The following is a 16,558-nucleotide window of genomic DNA, read 5'->3' as shown; positions in this document are numbered from 1 at the left end:
GCTTTCCTACAATCGTGCCAAACGGCGTTCGATTTTGGTCAAAAATGCCGCGCGGTCGGAGTCGGTTGTGTGGTTCATATTGTACAGCTGGTGCCAGATGGTTTTGCATCGGCGGTTGAACAAAACACGCAAGCCACGCGTCCAAAGGCTAAGGCCCGGATCGCGGATCAGTTTGATCCACCACCTAGGGCTGCCCGATGTGGTGATGCCGACGAACAGGCGGATGTGGGACATTTTCGGCTTCGGGCGGCGCTGCTTTGAGTCGGAAATCTCGAAGGTGATCCCGGGTAGCCAGACCCGCTCCAACCAACCTTTGAGCATCGCAGGTGCGCCGTAATACCAAGTGGGGTAGATTACGACGAGCCCTTCGGCCCATTGCACATCCGCGACGTGATCGGGATGTTTTGCGATGATCTCATCGGTCTTATCGAGATAGCCCGACCATTCCTCCGCCGATAAAACGGGATTGAACCCCTCGCGGTAAAGATCATGACAGCGCAAGTCATGGCCCGCCGCACGCAACGTGCGACAAGCGGTTTCATAGATCGCAGCGCCGTAGCTGTCCAAGCTTGGATGCGAAAAGACAACGAGCAGACGCATGTGCCGATCCTTTATTTGACAAGATCCATGCCAACCTTGCGGTTAACGAATTGATCTGTGGCAACTTTGGAAATATCGACGTCGCCCGCCTCAAAAATTCCGGCTTCGACAACGGTGTCATAAAAGGCCTGAACGCGGTCCATATCGATCGCGCCGATGCCTGCCTCGGCCTGATAGCCCGAGCCGATGATCCCGAAATCAATCAACTGCTTGACCTCCGCGGCGAGACCTTCCTCGGTCATCTCGGGGTTGGCTTCCATGATCGCGGCATTGCCCAAAGCAGGATCGTTGTAGAGGTAGTTATACCACCCGATTGTGGAGGCATCGACGAAGCGTTGAACCAGATCGGGGTTCTCCTCGACCATTTCCACCCGCGCCTCAACGGTCGTCGAATAGGTGTTCCAACCATGATCGGCCATCAAGAACGTATCCACCGGCGCGCCTTGCTTCTCGGCGTAGAGCGGCTCTGAGGTTGCATAAGCTTGCTGGACCATCTTTTCATCATTGAGGAAGCCCGCGAGGTTGTATCCGTAGGGGCGCAGTTGCTCATCCGCGAAGCCTTGCGACGCGGTCATCCACTGCCAGAAGCTGAACTGACCATCCTTGCCGATCAGAACCTCCGGCGCGGTCGCCAGATCGGCCCAGTCCTTATACTGACCTTTGTGTGCGATGAGGGCTTGCGGGTCTTTCTCGTAATAGGACGCAACGACGATTGTCGGGATTTCGTTGCGCACGTTGTCGAAGGACAAGAGCAAGTTGCCCGTCATCAGGAAATCGATGCGCCCGGCCGCCAGCATGGGGCGGTTGTTGACCTGTGGTCCGCCTTGCTGAATTTCGACATCAAGACCGTATTTCGCATAAGTGCCGTCCGCCATCGCCTGATAGAAGCCGCCGTGGCCCCCCTGCGCGAGCCAGTTCGTCGCGAAGACGACCTTATCATCCGCCGCCGCCGCCGTGGCGAGTGTTGCGGCCACCGCCGTCAAAACCAAGCTTTTCATCATGATCATTTCCTCTGTTGGGTTAATTTTGTGCCATATCGGCTGTCCATCCCCGTGTTTTTCCGGGGTTCATTAATCCGTGCGGATCGGCGCGTTTTTTGAACTCGATCTGCGCCGTGTCGATTTCCTTCATGCCGCCGTCCTCGATCGTGATGACATGCGGATCAAAGATCGTGCATCCGTCGAGGCGTTCCATTTCCGCAATGATTTCGTAGGTGCGCGCCTTGCTCGTCCAGCGCAGGATCGGCAGAGCAAAAATCTGGATCTCGCCGTCCATCCGCGCCATTTCGTGGTGGAAATAGAGCTCCTCGCCGTAACGCTCTTGCTGGCGCAGGGCGACGGCGGGATCGAAGGGGCGCGGGTAGGCGACTTGCAGATAGGTCCATTCGCCGCGCTCAACCTTGAGGGCTTGAAGGGTGGTGTGGTTCCACCCGCATTCCCACGTCGCGGGCAAATTCGCGGCCTCCATCGCATGGAGGGATTGCGACACGGTGACCGTGCCGCCGTGGCTGGCGACTTTGGCGGCGAAGGCGTCGACATCGCAAGGTGCGATCATCGCGAAAACCGCGTCGCGATCTGCGGGGAAATACCCCTCTAGCCGTTTGTAGAAGCGCGCGAACCGGCGCTCGACCGCTGTCATCAGATAGGCGTCGATGCCGCTTGTCTGCGCGTCTGCAGCGCAATTGAGCGCGGCGTCATACCCGTCAAAGAGCGCGATTGTATGTTGCCAATCCACCGATGGCATCAACGCGTAATCCATCGCGGTAATGATGCCATTCGTGCCGTAGGCGTGCTGGACCTTGAGGATATCAAGGCCGTGCAACTCGATCACCTGCGGGGTTTCCTCCACGGTGACGACGCGCACATAGGTGACGTTCCCGCCGTCGCGCAGCATCCCGTTGCGCAGTGATCCGATCCCGCCCGAGCCGCCCGACATGAAGCCGCCGATAGTGGCCAACCGCTTGGTTGAGGGGAACATGGTGAGCATCTGGCCAGTCTGGGCGGCGGCCGTCTCGAGCGCTTCGATCCGCGCGCCCGCCTCGCAAATGATGCGACCCTCCGAGATATCAAGGACACGGTTGAGTTTGGTCATATCGAGGATAATTCCGCCCTCCATCGGCACGCATTGCCCGTAATTTCCCGTGCCGCCACCGCGCACGGTGATCGGGATGCGGTGCTTTGCCGCCGCCGCCGCGACAGTGATCACCTCTTGTTCGGTTGTGGGCAGGACAAGGAGCTGGCCAAGCTTGTCGTCCAGCTTCTCGGCGAGGATTTGCGAGTACCAGTAGTAATCCTTGGATTTTACCGCCAACACCCGAGCCTCGTCTTGCACGGCAATGCCGGGAATATCGGCGCAAAAGGCGGCGATGCGCTCTACAGATACGGTCATGCTGCGGTCTTTCCTGTCATCTGGTTTTGTCCGGCTCTGATCACGTGGCGGGTGCGGCGCGGGTCGCGCAGCGCATCGCCCCAATCAGATCCCTCAATCATCAAAAAGTCTGCTCGCGCGCCGACGGTGATCGCGCCTGTGGGCACGCCCATCACCGTCGCGGCGTCCGTCGAGATCGCGTTGATCCAGTCGGCGGGGTCTAAATGGCCTGCAAGACAGGCGATGCGAAGCGTTTCAACCGCGTCAAAGCACCCCCGCGGATAGAACGGGTCCGCGACATTATCCGCGCCAAGTACAACGCGGACACCGGCTTCGCGCAGCTCTTGCATCGGGGCCAATCCGCGCAACCGCGGGCTGCGGCCCGGCTGCATGTCTTGCAGATGCAGGTTCGTTGTGGGCAGAACGGTGAGCGCAACTCCGGCTTTCGCGGCGTTTTCCATCGCGCGCGCCGCCTCCGCCGCCGGCCGGATTGATAGTGAACAGGCGTGACCGCACAGCACACGGCCTGATATCGCATATTTGGCCGTCATCGCGACGATTGCGTCGAAGCCGCGGGCGTCGGGGGAGAGGCCCTCGTCAACGTGAAAATCCAAAGCGAGGTCATGCTGCGCGGCGAGCCGGAAAACGGTCTCAACCTTTGCGTCGAGGTCCGCGTTGCAATACACAAAGCATCCCAAAATCCCGCCACTTTGGGCAACATGGCGGGCGATGCGCGGGCCGTGCGTCTCGTCGCTCAACAAATCCAGCGGCGCGAGAGCGGCGCGTTGCACGGTGAGTTTTCCTGCCCAATCCGTGGCAATATCCCCCAACACCGACCATGCGATAGGAGCGTCTGGTTCCACCCAATCAACGTGGCTGCGCAGCGCATTGATCCCGTTGGAATAGGCCTCACGGATACCGCGTGTGGCGCGGGCATGGACATCGGCCTCGGTCCAGTTCACCGCATCGGCGCGGTTCGCATCAATCGCGCCAAAAAGCCCTGGCTCAATGTCGCCGCATCGGCTGATGGTGAAGGTTTTATCAAGGTGGAGGTGGGGATCGACGGGCAGGGGCATCGCCACCGCTGTCGCGGGGCCAATCACGGGGGTCATCTCGGTGATCAGACCATTTGCGACACGCAAGCGCATGGACTTGCCGCCGATATTGAGACAAGAGAGATCAATGCTCACGGCGCAACTCGCTTTCATGCCAATGCCCCAAGACGCGGCGTGATGCCCAAGACGTCAGCAGGAAAATCACGATCCCCAGCAAGGACACGAGGACGAGCGCCGCAAACATGCGGGGGATCTCGCTGCGGAACGAGGATTCGATAATCCGGCTCGCGAGGCCGGTGTTTTGTCCCGCGGCGCCTGCGACGAATTCCGCCACGACAGCCCCGATCAACGAAAGCCCGCCCGCCACTTTAAGGGCTGACATGAATTGCGGCAGGGCCGAGGGTGCGAGCAAGAAGCGCAACCGTTGCCATGGCGTGGCGCGGTAAAGGGTGAACAGATCGCGCAGGTTATGATCGGCCGAGCGCAACCCGATTACGGTGCCGGACAGGATCGGGAAAAACGCCACGATCCACGCGCAGATCAGTAGAGCCGCGAAGGTGGAATGCACATAGATCAGAATAAGGGGCGCGATGGCGACGACGGGCGTGACCTGCAAGATCACAGCGAACGGAAATAGGCTCATCTCGACGGTGCGCGAGAGGGCAAAGAGGGCGCCGAGTGTCACGCCCCCAATCACCGCCAGCAAAAGCGAGAGGACTGTCAGCTTGACGGTAAACCATGCCGAAACCATCAATGAGGGTCCGTCTGTCACCAAGGTTTGGCCGATCACGCTTGGCGCGGGGATCAGGTATCGCGGCACCTCGAAATACCACACCGCCCATTCCCAATAGCCAACCGCAATGCCCAGCATCACGACGGGCATCAGCCAAGAGAGCAACCGCTGCCGTTTTTCGCGGGCCTCTTGCTCAAGATTGATCGGCGCTTCGGCGTTTTCAGTGGTCAAGATTATCGACATGCAATGTCCCTTTCAAAACGTCGGAGACGCGTTGCGCTTGAGCGGAAAACTCGGGGCTGGTGCGCCAACTCTCCTCGCGGGGCCACGGTGTTTCCATGGCGAGATCGGCCGCGACGCGACCGGGGCGCGCGGCCATGATGACAATGCGCGAGGAAAGGTAGACGGCCTCAAAAACCGAATGCGTCACGAAAATCACCGTCAGCCCATTCTCCTTCGCCAAACGCACGACGTCATTGTTCAGCTTGGAACGCGTCATCTCGTCGAGGGCTGCGAACGGCTCGTCCATGAGCAAAATGCGTGGGCGCGTCACCATCGCACGGGCAATTGAGACGCGCATTTTCATGCCGCCAGATAATGTGCGCGGATAGCTTGCGACGAATTTGGTGAGGCCAACTTCAGCAAGGATTGCCATCACGCGGGGCTCGGCATCGGCGCGTTTTACGCCCGCAAGACGCAGCGGCAGGAAAACATTATCGAACACTGTCGCCCAAGGCATCAGGGTCGGTTCTTGAAAGACAAAGGCAAGCTCCTGCTCTGATCTGTCTTCGGATTTGGCGATGCGAATTGTGCCCGCGCTGACGGGCAGAAGCCCTGCAATCATCTTGAGCGCGGTAGATTTGCCGCACCCCGAAGGCCCGAGAAAGCTGACGAACTCACCTTCCTTGATATCCAACGTCATGTTGTCGACGGCGAGAACTTGCGTGCCAAAGCGGCGCGTCACACGGTCCATTTGGATGACGGGAGGCGGCGAGCTTGGGTGCGTCATGCATAAGCCTCCGGATTGGCCTGCGTGTTCAGGAATGACAGGGGGGTCGCATGTACTTCTTGAAGTAAGGTGACGATTTCTTTGGCGGCATGCTGCACGAAGGCCGCGCCTTTTTCTGCGGTCGCCTTGGTCGCATCGCCGCAGGCCCCCGCGGCATTCATATCCTGCGCTTGCCAACCGATTTTCCCCGCCGCCGACAAGCCCAGATGCGTGAACTTGCTCGCTAGCTCTGCCGCTTTGGCCGGAAAATTGCGCGCCTGTTCCATATGCACGAGCTCAGGATGCAGCGCCCGCATGACGGAGGTTTCCATATCGCCTGCATGGATACCGAACCGGTCTTCTTCCGGCGTCAACAGGCCCTGCGGCGTGCCCATCGCGAACCAGTTTGCCCCGACCGTTAGCATGTCATGCTTGATGCGCAGATCGCGGGCCACGATATCCATGATGGCAATCTGGCCACCGTGGGAATTCAGAAAGACAAGCTTGCGGACGCCCGCCGCCGCAACGCAATCGCCAATTTCCATATACATCGAAATCAACGTCTGCGTGGAGAAGGTCAGGGTTCCTTGCCAAGCGGAATGTTCGGTCGATTTACCAATTGGCATCGTCGGCAAGAACAGCGCGGGGAGCGTATCAGGCAGCAAAGGGATCGTCGCGGCGACGATCCCGTCGAGGATTGCCTGATCCACCGAAAGCGGAAGATGCGGGCCATGCTGTTCGATCGCGCCGATTGGCAGAACCGCTATCAGGGCGTCATGATCCAATGCGGCAAAATCACGCGCGGTATAATTTGCCCAAAATCGATGCTGCATGTCGGTGGCCACTCCGTTTGGTTGATCGCCTGTGCGGGGTTTGCGATGCGGTCAGATGCTTTTGGGCAAGGCCCATCGAGATACGCAGCGGGGGATCGGATAACAGGACGACCACGCTGTTCCTGTGATCGGGCACAGAGCAATGCAACTAGTCAAACCATTTGGTTTGTCTTTCTGATATCGAAACTCACATGCCCGTTTCTTCGGCACGCATGACAAATTGCGCGCAATTCTTGGGCCCAATGCGAGACATCAACGGCTGCGCGCGCCTGTTTTGCCGGAGTACCCCTGAGGCAGGAATCGCTGTCTGTCTGCGGCGGCATCGGCTGCGTCACCGGCGTTTGATATAAAAGACATTGATATCACTTTGGCCGATTTGTCATTGGTCAGCCTTGAGAGGCGCGACTAATCTGCCTTGATCGCAGGCGGCTGGGGCCCCCCGCGCGATGCGGCAATCGAGGAGGAGGAGTGGGCGATGGATAGTACAACGTTCGATTTTGTTGTCGTCGGCGGCGGCACCGCGGGGTGCCTTATCGCCAACCGTTTGAGCGCGAATCCTGCGCACCGCGTTCTTTTATTGGAGGCCGGTAAGGCGGATACCTACCCGTGGATTCATATTCCCGTAGGCTATCTGTATTGCATCGGAAATCCGCGCACGGATTGGATGTATCATACACAACCTGACGCAGGCCTGAACGGGCGGGTCTCGCGTTACCCGCGTGGCAAAACACTTGGCGGATGCTCCTCTATCAACGGAATGATCTATATGCGCGGGCAAGCGCGCGATTACGACAATTGGGCAAAGCTAAGCGGCGAGGCCGGTTGGAACTGGGAGAATTCCCTCAACGATTTCAAGGCGCATGAGGATCACTATAAGCTCGATGACGGGGCCGATCCTGTGACGGGCGACAATAGCCGCTTTTCGGATTTTCATGGCCATGGCGGCGAGTGGCGCGTGGAAAAACAGCGCTTGCGGTGGGATGTTTTGGATAGTTTCTCGCAAGCGGCCGTCGAATTGGGGATCAAACGGACGGATGATTTTAACACCGGAGACAATTCGGGGATTGGGTATTTCGATGTGAACCAGCGCTCGGGATGGCGGTGGAACACGGTCAAAGCGTTCCTGCGGTCGGCCAAAGCGCGCCCGAATTTGACGGTATGGACCCAAGCGCAAGCGGAGCGTCTCACAGTTGTGCGTGGGGGGGATGGGGGCTTGCGTTGCAACGGGGTCGATGTCCACCGTGCGGGGCAAACGATCTGTGTCACGGCGCGGCGAGAGGTGATCTTATCGGCGGGGGCGATTAATTCGCCGCAGATTTTACAGCTTTCGGGCATCGGGCCCGCTGACGTCCTGCGCGCGCAGGGTGTTGAGGTTTTGCGCGATGCACCTGTCGGAGAAAACCTGCAAGACCATTTGCAGATTAGGGCTGTTTATAAGGTGAGCGGTACAAAAACGCTCAATACGTTGGCCAATAGCCTGTTGGGCAAAGCGAAGATCGGCGCTGAGTATTTGGTAAAACGCACAGGGCCGATGAGTATGGCACCAAGCCAGCTAGGCGCCTTCACGCGGTCTGATCCAGCACGGAGCCACGCCAATCTCGAATATCATGTGCAGCCGTTGAGCCTTGAAGCTTTTGGCGGTGATCTGCATGACTTCCCCGCAATTACCGTCAGCGTGTGCAACCTGAACCCGACAAGTCGTGGGACGGTTAAGATCGCGTCTGGAAACTTCCGCGATGCGCCACTGATCGCGCCCAACTATCTTGCGACGGCGGACGACCGCAAGGTCGCCGCGGACAGCTTGCGACAGGTGCGTGACATCATCGCCAAACCTGCGATGCGGCGATATGAGCCGATCGAATTCAAGCCCGGTGTGCAATATCAATCGGACGATGATCTGGCCAAGCTCGCGGGCGACATCGCGAATACGATTTTCCATCCGGCGGGGACGGTGAAGATGGGGCATCCGTCAGATGCGACGGCCGTTCTGGACCCTCAGCTAAGAGTGAAGGGCGTCGCTGGCCTGCGGGTGGTGGATGCGTCCGTGATGCCCGAAATCACCAGCGGCAACACGAACGCACCGACCTTGATGATTGCGGAAAAAGCGGCGCGTTGGATCTTGGCGGCGCATTGACGCGCCTTGGGCCAAAAAGACGAACGCTAGGCGCATCCGTCCAAGACGCGGCCCATGATCGCGGCCGTATCGGCCCAGCTTGGCAATTGACGCCCGCCGCTTGCCGACGCAGCCGCCATCGCCCCGCGCAGATCGTCGTTTGTTAACACATCGCGCATGGCGGCGGCGAAGGCATCGGGCGCGTCAATCGGCACCAGTAGGCCGGCGCCTTGCGCGATTGTGTCGGGCACGGCGCCTGTTTGGCAACTCACAATAGGCAGGCCGTGCAACATCGCCTCGCCAAACACCATCCCGTACCCCTCATAGCGCGTGGCCAAGGCAAACAGGCTTGCGGTGCGATAGCGCGCATCGAGCTGATCTTGCGGCAAAGTGCCCGCCAGCGAGACGCGCCTTTGCAGGCCCGAGGCTTCGATTTGCGCGGCGAGCGCCGATGCGACTTTGGGGTCATGCGCTTTTCCGACAATCTCGGCGCGCCAGTCGAGATCTGTGAGCTGTGCCAGCGCTTGGATAAGCGTGTCATGGCCTTTGCGCTCGGCCAAAAGTCCGACCGAGAGGATGAGGGGCGGGGTGGACCTTGGGGCGGGGGGGGGAGGGACGCGCCGCGCGAACCCAGGCAAGGCGATTGTGATGCGGTGCGGTGCGACGCCAAATTCGGCTTGCAAGATGGCTGCCGTGTGCGGGCTGGGGACAACAACATGAGCTGCGCGTTTGAGATTCTCGGCCTCGCGCGCGAGAAGGAAATGAGAACGCTGAGCGGTGAGGCCTGTCTCCAAACCTAGCGGGTGATGCAGCATCGCAACCACGGGCGCGGCCATCTCATCCAAAATCGCAGGGTCAAGCGAGCCAAACACAAGGCCATCGAGAATAACCGGAACCTCGGCCGGGATGGCGGTGAGCATGGCGCGCGTGCGAGCCGTTTCATCGGCAGTTGGGTCAGGAAACCCCGCTGGCAGCACGATATGCTCAACCGTGCGTCCCGCATCGCGCAGGGCAAGCAAAAGACTGCGTTCATAGATGAACCCGCCGGTCAGTTGCGTGAAATCACCCGGAATGGCGAAGGCGGCAGGTTTCATCATGGGAGTCTCATGGTTGGTTGATCATTCTTGCGTCTCAAAATGTGCCCTCACCGCGTCAATTGCTCCGCGCCGTAGATCCGCAGCACGCTGCGTTCCATTTGTGCCACGGCGAGATAGCCGAGGACCGCGATGGCAACCAGCACGACGACGGAGCTCCAAAGCATACCGTAGCCGGATGTCGAGGCGGTCAGCGCCATTAGCCCACCAATGCCGCGCCCGGTTGCCAACCATTCCGCCGTCGTCGCGGCCAGCACAGCGGCGGGAACGGCCATGCGCGCGGCGGCAAAAAACGCGGGCAACATCGCAGGCGCTTGCGCGCTGAACACGCGGCGCAGGGAGCTTGCGGCGTAGCTATTGAACAGGTCTAGCACTTGTTGGGGCACACGGCTCAGGCCCTGTAAACATGCGATCAATGTCGGGAAGAATATCATGAGCGCGACGATGGTGATGGTGGCGGCGGGGCCTCGGCCAAGTGCGACGACGATCAAGGGGGCGGTGATAATGATCGGGATGGCGCGCAAAGCGATGGCGAGGGGCATGATGAGGCGCGCGACTGCGGGGATCAGCGCGATCCCCATCGCGAGCAACATCCCCGTCGCAAGGCCGAGGAGATAGCCCGGAATCGTGAGAACAAGTGTCTCACGCAGCGCCGTAAGGAGTGTCGCGCGATTTTGCGCGGCGGTCGCATCGGTGAGCATAAAGGCCCAAACATCCGCGGGGCGTTTTGCGAAAAAGCGGCTGAGGTCGAAGGCCTCCATCGAGGCCCACCACAGCGCCACTGTGGCCGCGATGACGATCAAGGGCCAGCTCGCGGCGGTGAACCAATGGCCTGCCTGCGGGCGTTGCGGGGCGAGAATGAGAGGCGGCGGCCCTGCGCCAAACCTGCGTCCGATCCAGCCCACCGCTGCGTAGGCCAGCATGGACGCGCCGGCGGCCACCACAGCGATGGCCCATGTTCCGGCCAGATCGAGCCCCCGCATCGCACGGATTGTAAGAACGCCCAAGCCGCGCTCTGCGCCGGTGAACTCACCGATCATCGCGCCTAGAAAAGCCGCCGGAGCGGCAATTTGCAGACCAGCGATCAGATAGGGCAGGGCGGAGATCGCGCGCACTTCGATAAGGGCGGCCACGCGCCCGCGACCATAGGTTTTGATCAAATCAAACCAACTCGGAGGTGCGGCGCGAAGCCCTACCATCAAGGGCAGGTAGGTTGTGTAATAAACTGCCAGCGCGGCGAGCGTAATTTGCGGCCCCGCCCCTTGCCCCCAAAGTACGCGGAGGATCGGTCCTGTTGCGACCAGCGGCAAGCAAAACGTCACGAGCGCAAGTGCGGAGATCAGGCGCTCGGTACGCGGGAGAAGGATCGCCGTCACCGCAAGTAAGATCGCGACAAGATTACCAATCAAAAAGCCCGCCCCTGCGGCAAAGGCCGTGACCTTCAACGCGCGCAAGATCAAGGCACCATTGTCCATCAGGTAGGCGCAAATCTCGATCGGCCCCGCGAGAAGATAGCTGCCCTCCAGCACAATCGCGAGCCCCTGCCAGAGGCCGAGGAAGATCAGGGCCAAAGCAGCGTTCTGAAGGGCGCGAAGGGCGGACGAGGCGGCAGAAAGCATCATTGTAGGGCGTATGTCAAATTCGTGGCGCCGGAGGGGGCGCTTTGTGCGAGTGCGGCGCTCACTTGCGCGATCAGGGATTCGGCCACCGCCGTCATCTCGCGCGGACGCGGGAGATCGATCGCGATATCCGCAACAACGCAGGCCGGACGGGGTGACAAAACGATCACGCGGTCTGAAAGCATGACCGCCTCCGCGACCGAATGCGTCACCAACAGCGTGGTCATCCCGCGTCCCTGCCACAGCGCGGGCAGCTCGCGGTTCAATCGAGCGCGCGTCAGTTCGTCGACCGCGCCAAAGGGCTCGTCTAGTAGCAAAAGGCGCGGATCGGTTGCGAGACATCGCGCAATCGCGGCGCGTTGCCGCATCCCGCCCGACAAATCTGCGGGGCGGCGATCTTCGAACCCTTCCAAACCAACCAAGCGGATCAAATGATCGATCCCGTCGGGGTCAGGCGGCAAAGCGGCCAGTTTGCGCACCAGCGCGATATTGCTTCGCACGCTGCGCCAAGGAAGCAAGGCAGCATCTTGGAAGGCGAAGGCCAAGCCCGCTTTCCTGCGCATTTGCACAGGGGTCTCGCCGCTGATTTTGACCTCGCCCGAGCTTGGGTCATCCAAACCAGCGATCATCCGCAAAAGCGTCGATTTTCCGCATCCTGACGGCCCGACGAGCGCGGTCGTCTTGCCCGCCTCGAATGTCAGGGTCGTTGGCGCCACTGCCTCAACCCGCTTCGCGCCATCGCCAAAATGGCGCGAGAGATTGAGGCAGCGGATATCGGGTGCGGTGTCAGCCGGCATGGATTTCCTCTAGCAACGACCGATCCCAAAGATCGGCCGTCACCTTGCGCCCCAAAATCCCAAGGGTCTCGATGTTGGCGGCGATGCTCTCATCGGTGAACCAGCCAAACCCTTGCGCTTGCGTCACATCCGAGAACATCAGCGGGACTTGCTTCTCGGCCTGCAGGCGCTGCGTTTCAAGATCCAGACCGGCATCGGGGAACATCTCCAATGTCAGGGCGGCTGCTGCGTCAGTGTCAGCTTGATAATCGGTCCAGCCGAGGATTTCGCCGCGCAGCAAGGCGAGCACCTCTTTGCGACGGTTCTCAAGGCTGTCGATCGTCGTGATATAGGTTTGCGATTGCACGGCGTAACCGTGATCTGCCATCAGCATGGTGACCGGATCAACGCCGCGCATGATCATGGCGACGGGTAGATCCGTTTCCCAGCACAAGAGGCAATCGACCTGCCCTGCCAGAAGCGGCGCCGCGTCATACTGTGTCGGGATCACCGTGATCGCGTCAAAATCGACATCGTTCAATGTGCACAGCGCCTGCAGGACGGGTGTGTTCGAGAGAGACATCCCGATGGACTTTCCCTCGAGATCTTTGGGGGTCCGGACAGGGTTTTCGGGAAGCGATGCGATCACGAACGGATTTTTCTGCATCGCAGCGCCGATAATCCGGAACGGTGCGCCTTGCTCAACCGCGGCGGCCGTATAATCGGCGGCGGAGACCCCGATCAGCGCGGTGCCCGCGACGACGGGCGGCTCGACCGGCGCGTTAGGGCCACCGGGATTGAGTGTGACTTCGAGTCCGAGGTCGTTCCAATAGCCTTTTGACTGGGCGATATAGCTGCCGGCGAATTGCACAGAATGTAGCCATGAAAGCTGTAGCGCAGCCGGAATTTGTGCCCCCGCCGTTTGCGCGCTTGCGCTCCGCGCACCGAAGGCTAGAGGCATGAGACCGCTCGCGCCCATGGCCAAGGTGGTTCCCAAGAAGTCGCGCCGTGACAAAGTCTTGATCATCATTTCATCTCTCCGCTGTTCGTATCCGATATATGGCTGTTTTCGGGGGAGGCAAATCGCAGGCCTCTTTTTGTGCCAAGCCACGCTAACCCGGGCAGGGAGCAGGCGAATAGCACTGCGCCGAAGGCCGCGCTCGCGGCGACACCAGCCTCTGGCGCCAGCCCCGCCAAAGGGAAAAGCGCGGCCGCTGCGCCCTCGCGCCACCCCCAGCCCGCGATGGTGAAGGGGATGAGCATAGCGGTGAGAACAAGTGGGACGACGGTAAGGGCCGCGTCAAGAGAAAGAGCGGCGCTGATCGCGCGTGCGCAAAAGACAAATGCGGCGATGTTGCACAGCACAATCGCCAAGCCGAGAGAGATTTGTGGCAGGCGGACAGACGGCGCAAACAGCGCGCGGGCAAGGGGCGCACGAATGGAGTGCAGTTTCGAGATGCCCCTTAACGCCCGCCAGATAACCGCCCCCGCGACAGTGAGCGCGAGCGCCCAAAGCCCGTTGCCTGTCAAAACCAACGCGGGGACAAATACCGCCGCCATCGCGATCTGTCCTGCGAGGCGTTCTATGACGACGGCTTGCGCAGAGCGTTTCAAATCCGCCGAATGGCGTGCACGCACAGCCCGCGCTGCATCTCCCACAACCCCGCCGGGCACCGTTTGATTAACGAGCTGCGCGAGATAATATTCGCCTGTTGCCTCGCCCAACCCGATGGTTTGGCCTAAGGCCCTTGCGGTGACGCACCATCGCCACGCCGATAAAACGGTTTGTAGATTGACGACGAGCCACGCCGCGAGCAACCAGCGCCAATCCGCCGCGCGAAGCCGAGTGATCGCGGCAGGCCCGTCCGCCAGCATCCAAACGAGAGACAAGAGCACCACCACCACCGCGAGGCGCGCAAGGCCCCGCATCATCAACGGATGTCCTGCACGGCAGGGCCAGCGGTGCTCGACACCGCGCGCACGAATGTATCGCGGAACGCCTCCATCGGCCAAACGGGCGTTTCGGCCTGCGGAATGAGGCCGTCTGCGAAATCCCAATCGTCGAACAGGGCGATGACGTCGGGTGGGCCGATCAGATGTATCGGGACATCTTTGCTATCGTTTTGCGCAACGAAGGGCGCGGCTTGATGGTCACCCACAATGATCATTAGCGGCGCTTCCTCAGGCGGTCGCGCCGCGTACGACAGGATGGCTTGCAAGGAATAATCCAACGCTTGGCGGTATTGGTCGCGCACACGGTCACGGTCGCGCCAAACGACCTTGGGCGGATCTCCGGATGTGGCCCATTTGTCATAAATCGTGCCGTCACCGACCTCTGCCCAATCTACCATCTCCGGCACGGGCACCCAAGGCGCATGAGACGAAAGCAAAACAATCTGCGCGAACAGTGTCCCCGCCTTTTGTCCCCGCGGGATCAGGCGATCAAATGCGGCGAGCGTGTATTGATCGGGCATTGTCACGAAATTGAAAGGCTGGCCCTTGTAGCCCAGATCAGCCTCCGCGAGGATGGTTTGGAAGCCCTGCATTGGCCCTTCGGGCCAGGCCATCGTGATCCCCGGCATCACGGCGGCGGTGCGCAGGCCTGACGCGGCGGCCAGATCAAACAGCGTCAGGCGGTCGCTGGCCAACATGGCGCGGTAGCGCGTTTGATTGGAGACCATCAGGCCCGATTCAAGCGTGCTATGCGCGAGCCAGCTTTGGCCACCCTCCACCGGAGACGTCAGCCATCCTGTCCGCGCAATGAGACCCTGCGCCGCGATTGATGGCTCGGCTGCTCGCAGCGTGGCGATATGGGTCGGTGCATAGAGCGGGTTTTCGAAGCTGGCGCGGCCGTAGCTCTCGATGAACACGATCAAGACGTCGCGATCTTTGACACGGTCAAACAGATCTGTGCGACCCGCAAACGGATCGCTCGCCGCCGCCATGCGGAAGCGTTTGATGTCGTCGACGGTGGTGACATAAGTGCGGATATGGTCTTTTGCTTGGCGCGTGGTCGCGGCGTGCAAGGGAAGGCGTGTGGGGAGGGAATTGGTAACCTGCAATGCGATCAGAAGGACCAAGATCAATGCCGTCGACCCCGAGACGGCCGCCCACGTGCCGCGCGGCATCAAGCCTGACCAGCGTGCCGTCGCCCACCACAGCCCCCAAGCCAAGAGCGCGAAGGCGCCTGCGCCGAGAAGGACGGCGGCGCCCATCAAGGCACCGCCGAGGGTTCTGAGCCCCAAGTTCGCCCCCGCGCCGATAAAGAACAAATCGACTGCCGGATTAAAAGGGCGCGCAAAGGCGGTGTATATCCCGATGTCAGCGAGTTTTAGCACGACGGAGACGACGATCAACGCCGTGACCGCGCCGCGCACCATCCAAGCCGTGCGCGTTCCCGCCCGCACCGCCATCAATGCGAACAGGATCGCGGGCAACTCGAAGGCAATCCGGACCGCACTTGCGAGAACGAGATCCGTCGGGCGGTTCGGCAATATGAGTGCGAGATTGAGGAACAGCGCGGCAAGGCAAAGGCTTGCTCCGGTTTTAAGGGACGTCGCGTTCATGTGGGCCGCCTGTTTGCAAGATATACGACGTCGACCGCGAATGACCATGCCAAGGCCAGTATTCCGGTCAAGGCAATGAGCGTGGCGATACCACCTGTGATGGGGGGCGCAAGCAGGGTAATCAGCGCCGTGATCTGGAGGACGCATACCAGTTTACGGCTGAATCTCTCGGGCAATGGGCCCCCCAGCCACGGCAGCCATAGAGCAGCGATTCCAAAGAGATAGCGCATGCTGCCGAGCAACAAGACCCACGCGCCGGCCTTGCCCATATCTATCGCTAGGGCCGCGAGAATAAGCCCGAATGCTGCATCAACTTCCATGTCGAACCGCGCACCGAAATTTGACCCCAGCCCACTACTGCGCGCGGCCCATCCGTCCAGCCCGTCGAGCGCGAGCGCGAGTGCTGCGACGCTGCAAATCGTCCAGGCGACCGCGTAATCCGGCGGACCGGCGAGGAACAACGGCGCGGTCAATGCGCAGGCCATCCCCGCGCGCAGCAAAGTCACCGCGTTGCAAAGCCCGAGGCGGGAATGCGGATAGGTGCGGATCATCATCACGGTCGTAAAAGCGGCGAGCGCCATGAACAAACTGGCCGCTATTAGCCCTTTCCCGGCCGCGAAATGGCAGGCCAGCGCTGCGCACACTGGCGCAAGGCAGAGCGCCAAAAGGCCCATGCGCGTGCTTGCCCCGAGGGGGGATTTATCTGTGAGGACTGCTAGGATGCGCAACGTCTGGCGACGGGAGGATGATGAGCTCATGGATCCTCATTTAGGGCGGTGAAAGCGTTGTCAAGCAAGGTGAGCGTGATACATTC

Annotated in this window: 15 protein-coding genes; 1 reads left to right on the top strand and 14 read right to left on the bottom strand. The window is 60.6% G+C overall.

Annotated elements, in window-relative coordinates; all coding sequences use genetic code 11:
- Positions 1-6: 6 nt before the first annotated feature.
- Genes SJY32_RS01250 through SJY32_RS01220 form a run of 7 tightly spaced genes read right to left on the bottom strand, consistent with a single transcriptional unit; the run spans position 7 to position 6,576 of the window.
- A complete protein-coding gene (locus SJY32_RS01250) occupies positions 7-600 on the bottom strand; it encodes an NAD(P)H-dependent oxidoreductase (RefSeq protein WP_376870672.1) in 594 nt (197 codons plus the stop codon).
- Positions 601-611: 11 nt separating this feature from the next.
- Positions 612-1,601 (bottom strand): ABC transporter substrate-binding protein, encoded by a 990-nt coding sequence (locus SJY32_RS01245; RefSeq protein ID WP_376870670.1) that lies wholly within the window; start codon positions 1,599-1,601, stop codon positions 612-614.
- A gap of 19 nt (positions 1,602-1,620) precedes the next feature.
- Entirely contained in the window at positions 1,621-2,988 is a 1,368-nt protein-coding gene (locus tag SJY32_RS01240; RefSeq protein ID WP_376870667.1) for an FAD-binding oxidoreductase, read from the bottom strand.
- The gene (locus SJY32_RS01235) at positions 2,985-4,157 is read right to left on the bottom strand and encodes an amidohydrolase family protein (protein WP_376870665.1); all 1,173 of its coding nucleotides are present in this window, start codon (positions 4,155-4,157) and stop codon (positions 2,985-2,987) included. The genes SJY32_RS01240 and SJY32_RS01235 overlap by 4 nt, the downstream gene beginning before the upstream one ends.
- Positions 4,147-4,998: an ABC transporter permease gene (locus tag SJY32_RS01230; protein WP_376870663.1), complete on the bottom strand. Its 852-nt coding sequence runs from the start codon at positions 4,996-4,998 to the stop codon at positions 4,147-4,149. The genes SJY32_RS01235 and SJY32_RS01230 overlap by 11 nt, the downstream gene beginning before the upstream one ends.
- A complete protein-coding gene (locus tag SJY32_RS01225; RefSeq protein ID WP_376870660.1) occupies positions 4,976-5,764 on the bottom strand; it encodes an ABC transporter ATP-binding protein in 789 nt (262 codons plus the stop codon). The genes SJY32_RS01230 and SJY32_RS01225 overlap by 23 nt, the downstream gene beginning before the upstream one ends.
- A complete protein-coding gene (locus SJY32_RS01220; protein ID WP_376870657.1) occupies positions 5,761-6,576 on the bottom strand; it encodes a creatininase family protein in 816 nt (271 codons plus the stop codon). The genes SJY32_RS01225 and SJY32_RS01220 overlap by 4 nt, the downstream gene beginning before the upstream one ends.
- 475 nt (positions 6,577-7,051) lie before the next feature.
- Here SJY32_RS01220 and SJY32_RS01215 point away from each other — a divergent pair, with 475 nt between their 5' ends.
- Positions 7,052-8,710: a GMC family oxidoreductase gene (locus tag SJY32_RS01215; RefSeq protein ID WP_376870654.1), complete on the top strand. Its 1,659-nt coding sequence runs from the start codon at positions 7,052-7,054 to the stop codon at positions 8,708-8,710.
- A 26-nt stretch (positions 8,711-8,736) separates the two neighbouring features.
- Here the strand turns inward: SJY32_RS01215 and SJY32_RS01210 are convergent, their stop codons facing one another.
- The 7 genes from SJY32_RS01210 to SJY32_RS01180 are packed head-to-tail and all read right to left on the bottom strand — an operon-like array spanning position 8,737 to position 16,502.
- Positions 8,737-9,786, bottom strand: a complete 1,050-nt coding sequence (locus tag SJY32_RS01210; protein ID WP_376870652.1) for a glycosyltransferase family 4 protein — start codon at positions 9,784-9,786, stop codon at positions 8,737-8,739.
- 47 nt (positions 9,787-9,833) lie between these two features.
- Complete coding sequence (locus SJY32_RS01205; RefSeq protein WP_376870650.1) at positions 9,834-11,405, bottom strand: ABC transporter permease; 1,572 nt, start codon at positions 11,403-11,405, stop codon at positions 9,834-9,836.
- Complete coding sequence (locus SJY32_RS01200) at positions 11,402-12,199, bottom strand: ABC transporter ATP-binding protein (protein ID WP_376870648.1); 798 nt, start codon at positions 12,197-12,199, stop codon at positions 11,402-11,404. Before SJY32_RS01200 ends, SJY32_RS01205 begins: the two co-directional genes overlap by 4 nt.
- Complete coding sequence (locus SJY32_RS01195) at positions 12,189-13,208, bottom strand: ABC transporter substrate-binding protein (RefSeq protein WP_376870645.1); 1,020 nt, start codon at positions 13,206-13,208, stop codon at positions 12,189-12,191. Before SJY32_RS01195 ends, SJY32_RS01200 begins: the two co-directional genes overlap by 11 nt.
- Positions 13,205-14,110: a YbhN family protein gene (locus tag SJY32_RS01190; RefSeq protein WP_376870643.1), complete on the bottom strand. Its 906-nt coding sequence runs from the start codon at positions 14,108-14,110 to the stop codon at positions 13,205-13,207. The genes SJY32_RS01195 and SJY32_RS01190 overlap by 4 nt, the downstream gene beginning before the upstream one ends.
- Positions 14,110-15,744: a sulfatase gene (locus SJY32_RS01185; RefSeq protein ID WP_376870641.1), complete on the bottom strand. Its 1,635-nt coding sequence runs from the start codon at positions 15,742-15,744 to the stop codon at positions 14,110-14,112. Before SJY32_RS01185 ends, SJY32_RS01190 begins: the two co-directional genes overlap by 1 nt.
- On the bottom strand, positions 15,741-16,502 hold the full coding sequence (locus tag SJY32_RS01180) for a CDP-alcohol phosphatidyltransferase family protein (RefSeq protein ID WP_376870639.1): 762 nt from the start codon (positions 16,500-16,502) through the stop codon (positions 15,741-15,743). Before SJY32_RS01180 ends, SJY32_RS01185 begins: the two co-directional genes overlap by 4 nt.
- Positions 16,503-16,558: the final 56 nt, after the last annotated feature.

Origin of the sequence: Albirhodobacter sp. R86504, from assembly GCF_042466415.1 — a bacterium.
Taxonomy (GTDB): domain Bacteria; phylum Pseudomonadota; class Alphaproteobacteria; order Rhodobacterales; family Rhodobacteraceae; genus Albirhodobacter.
This window is presented reverse-complemented; position numbering and strand designations above follow the sequence as displayed.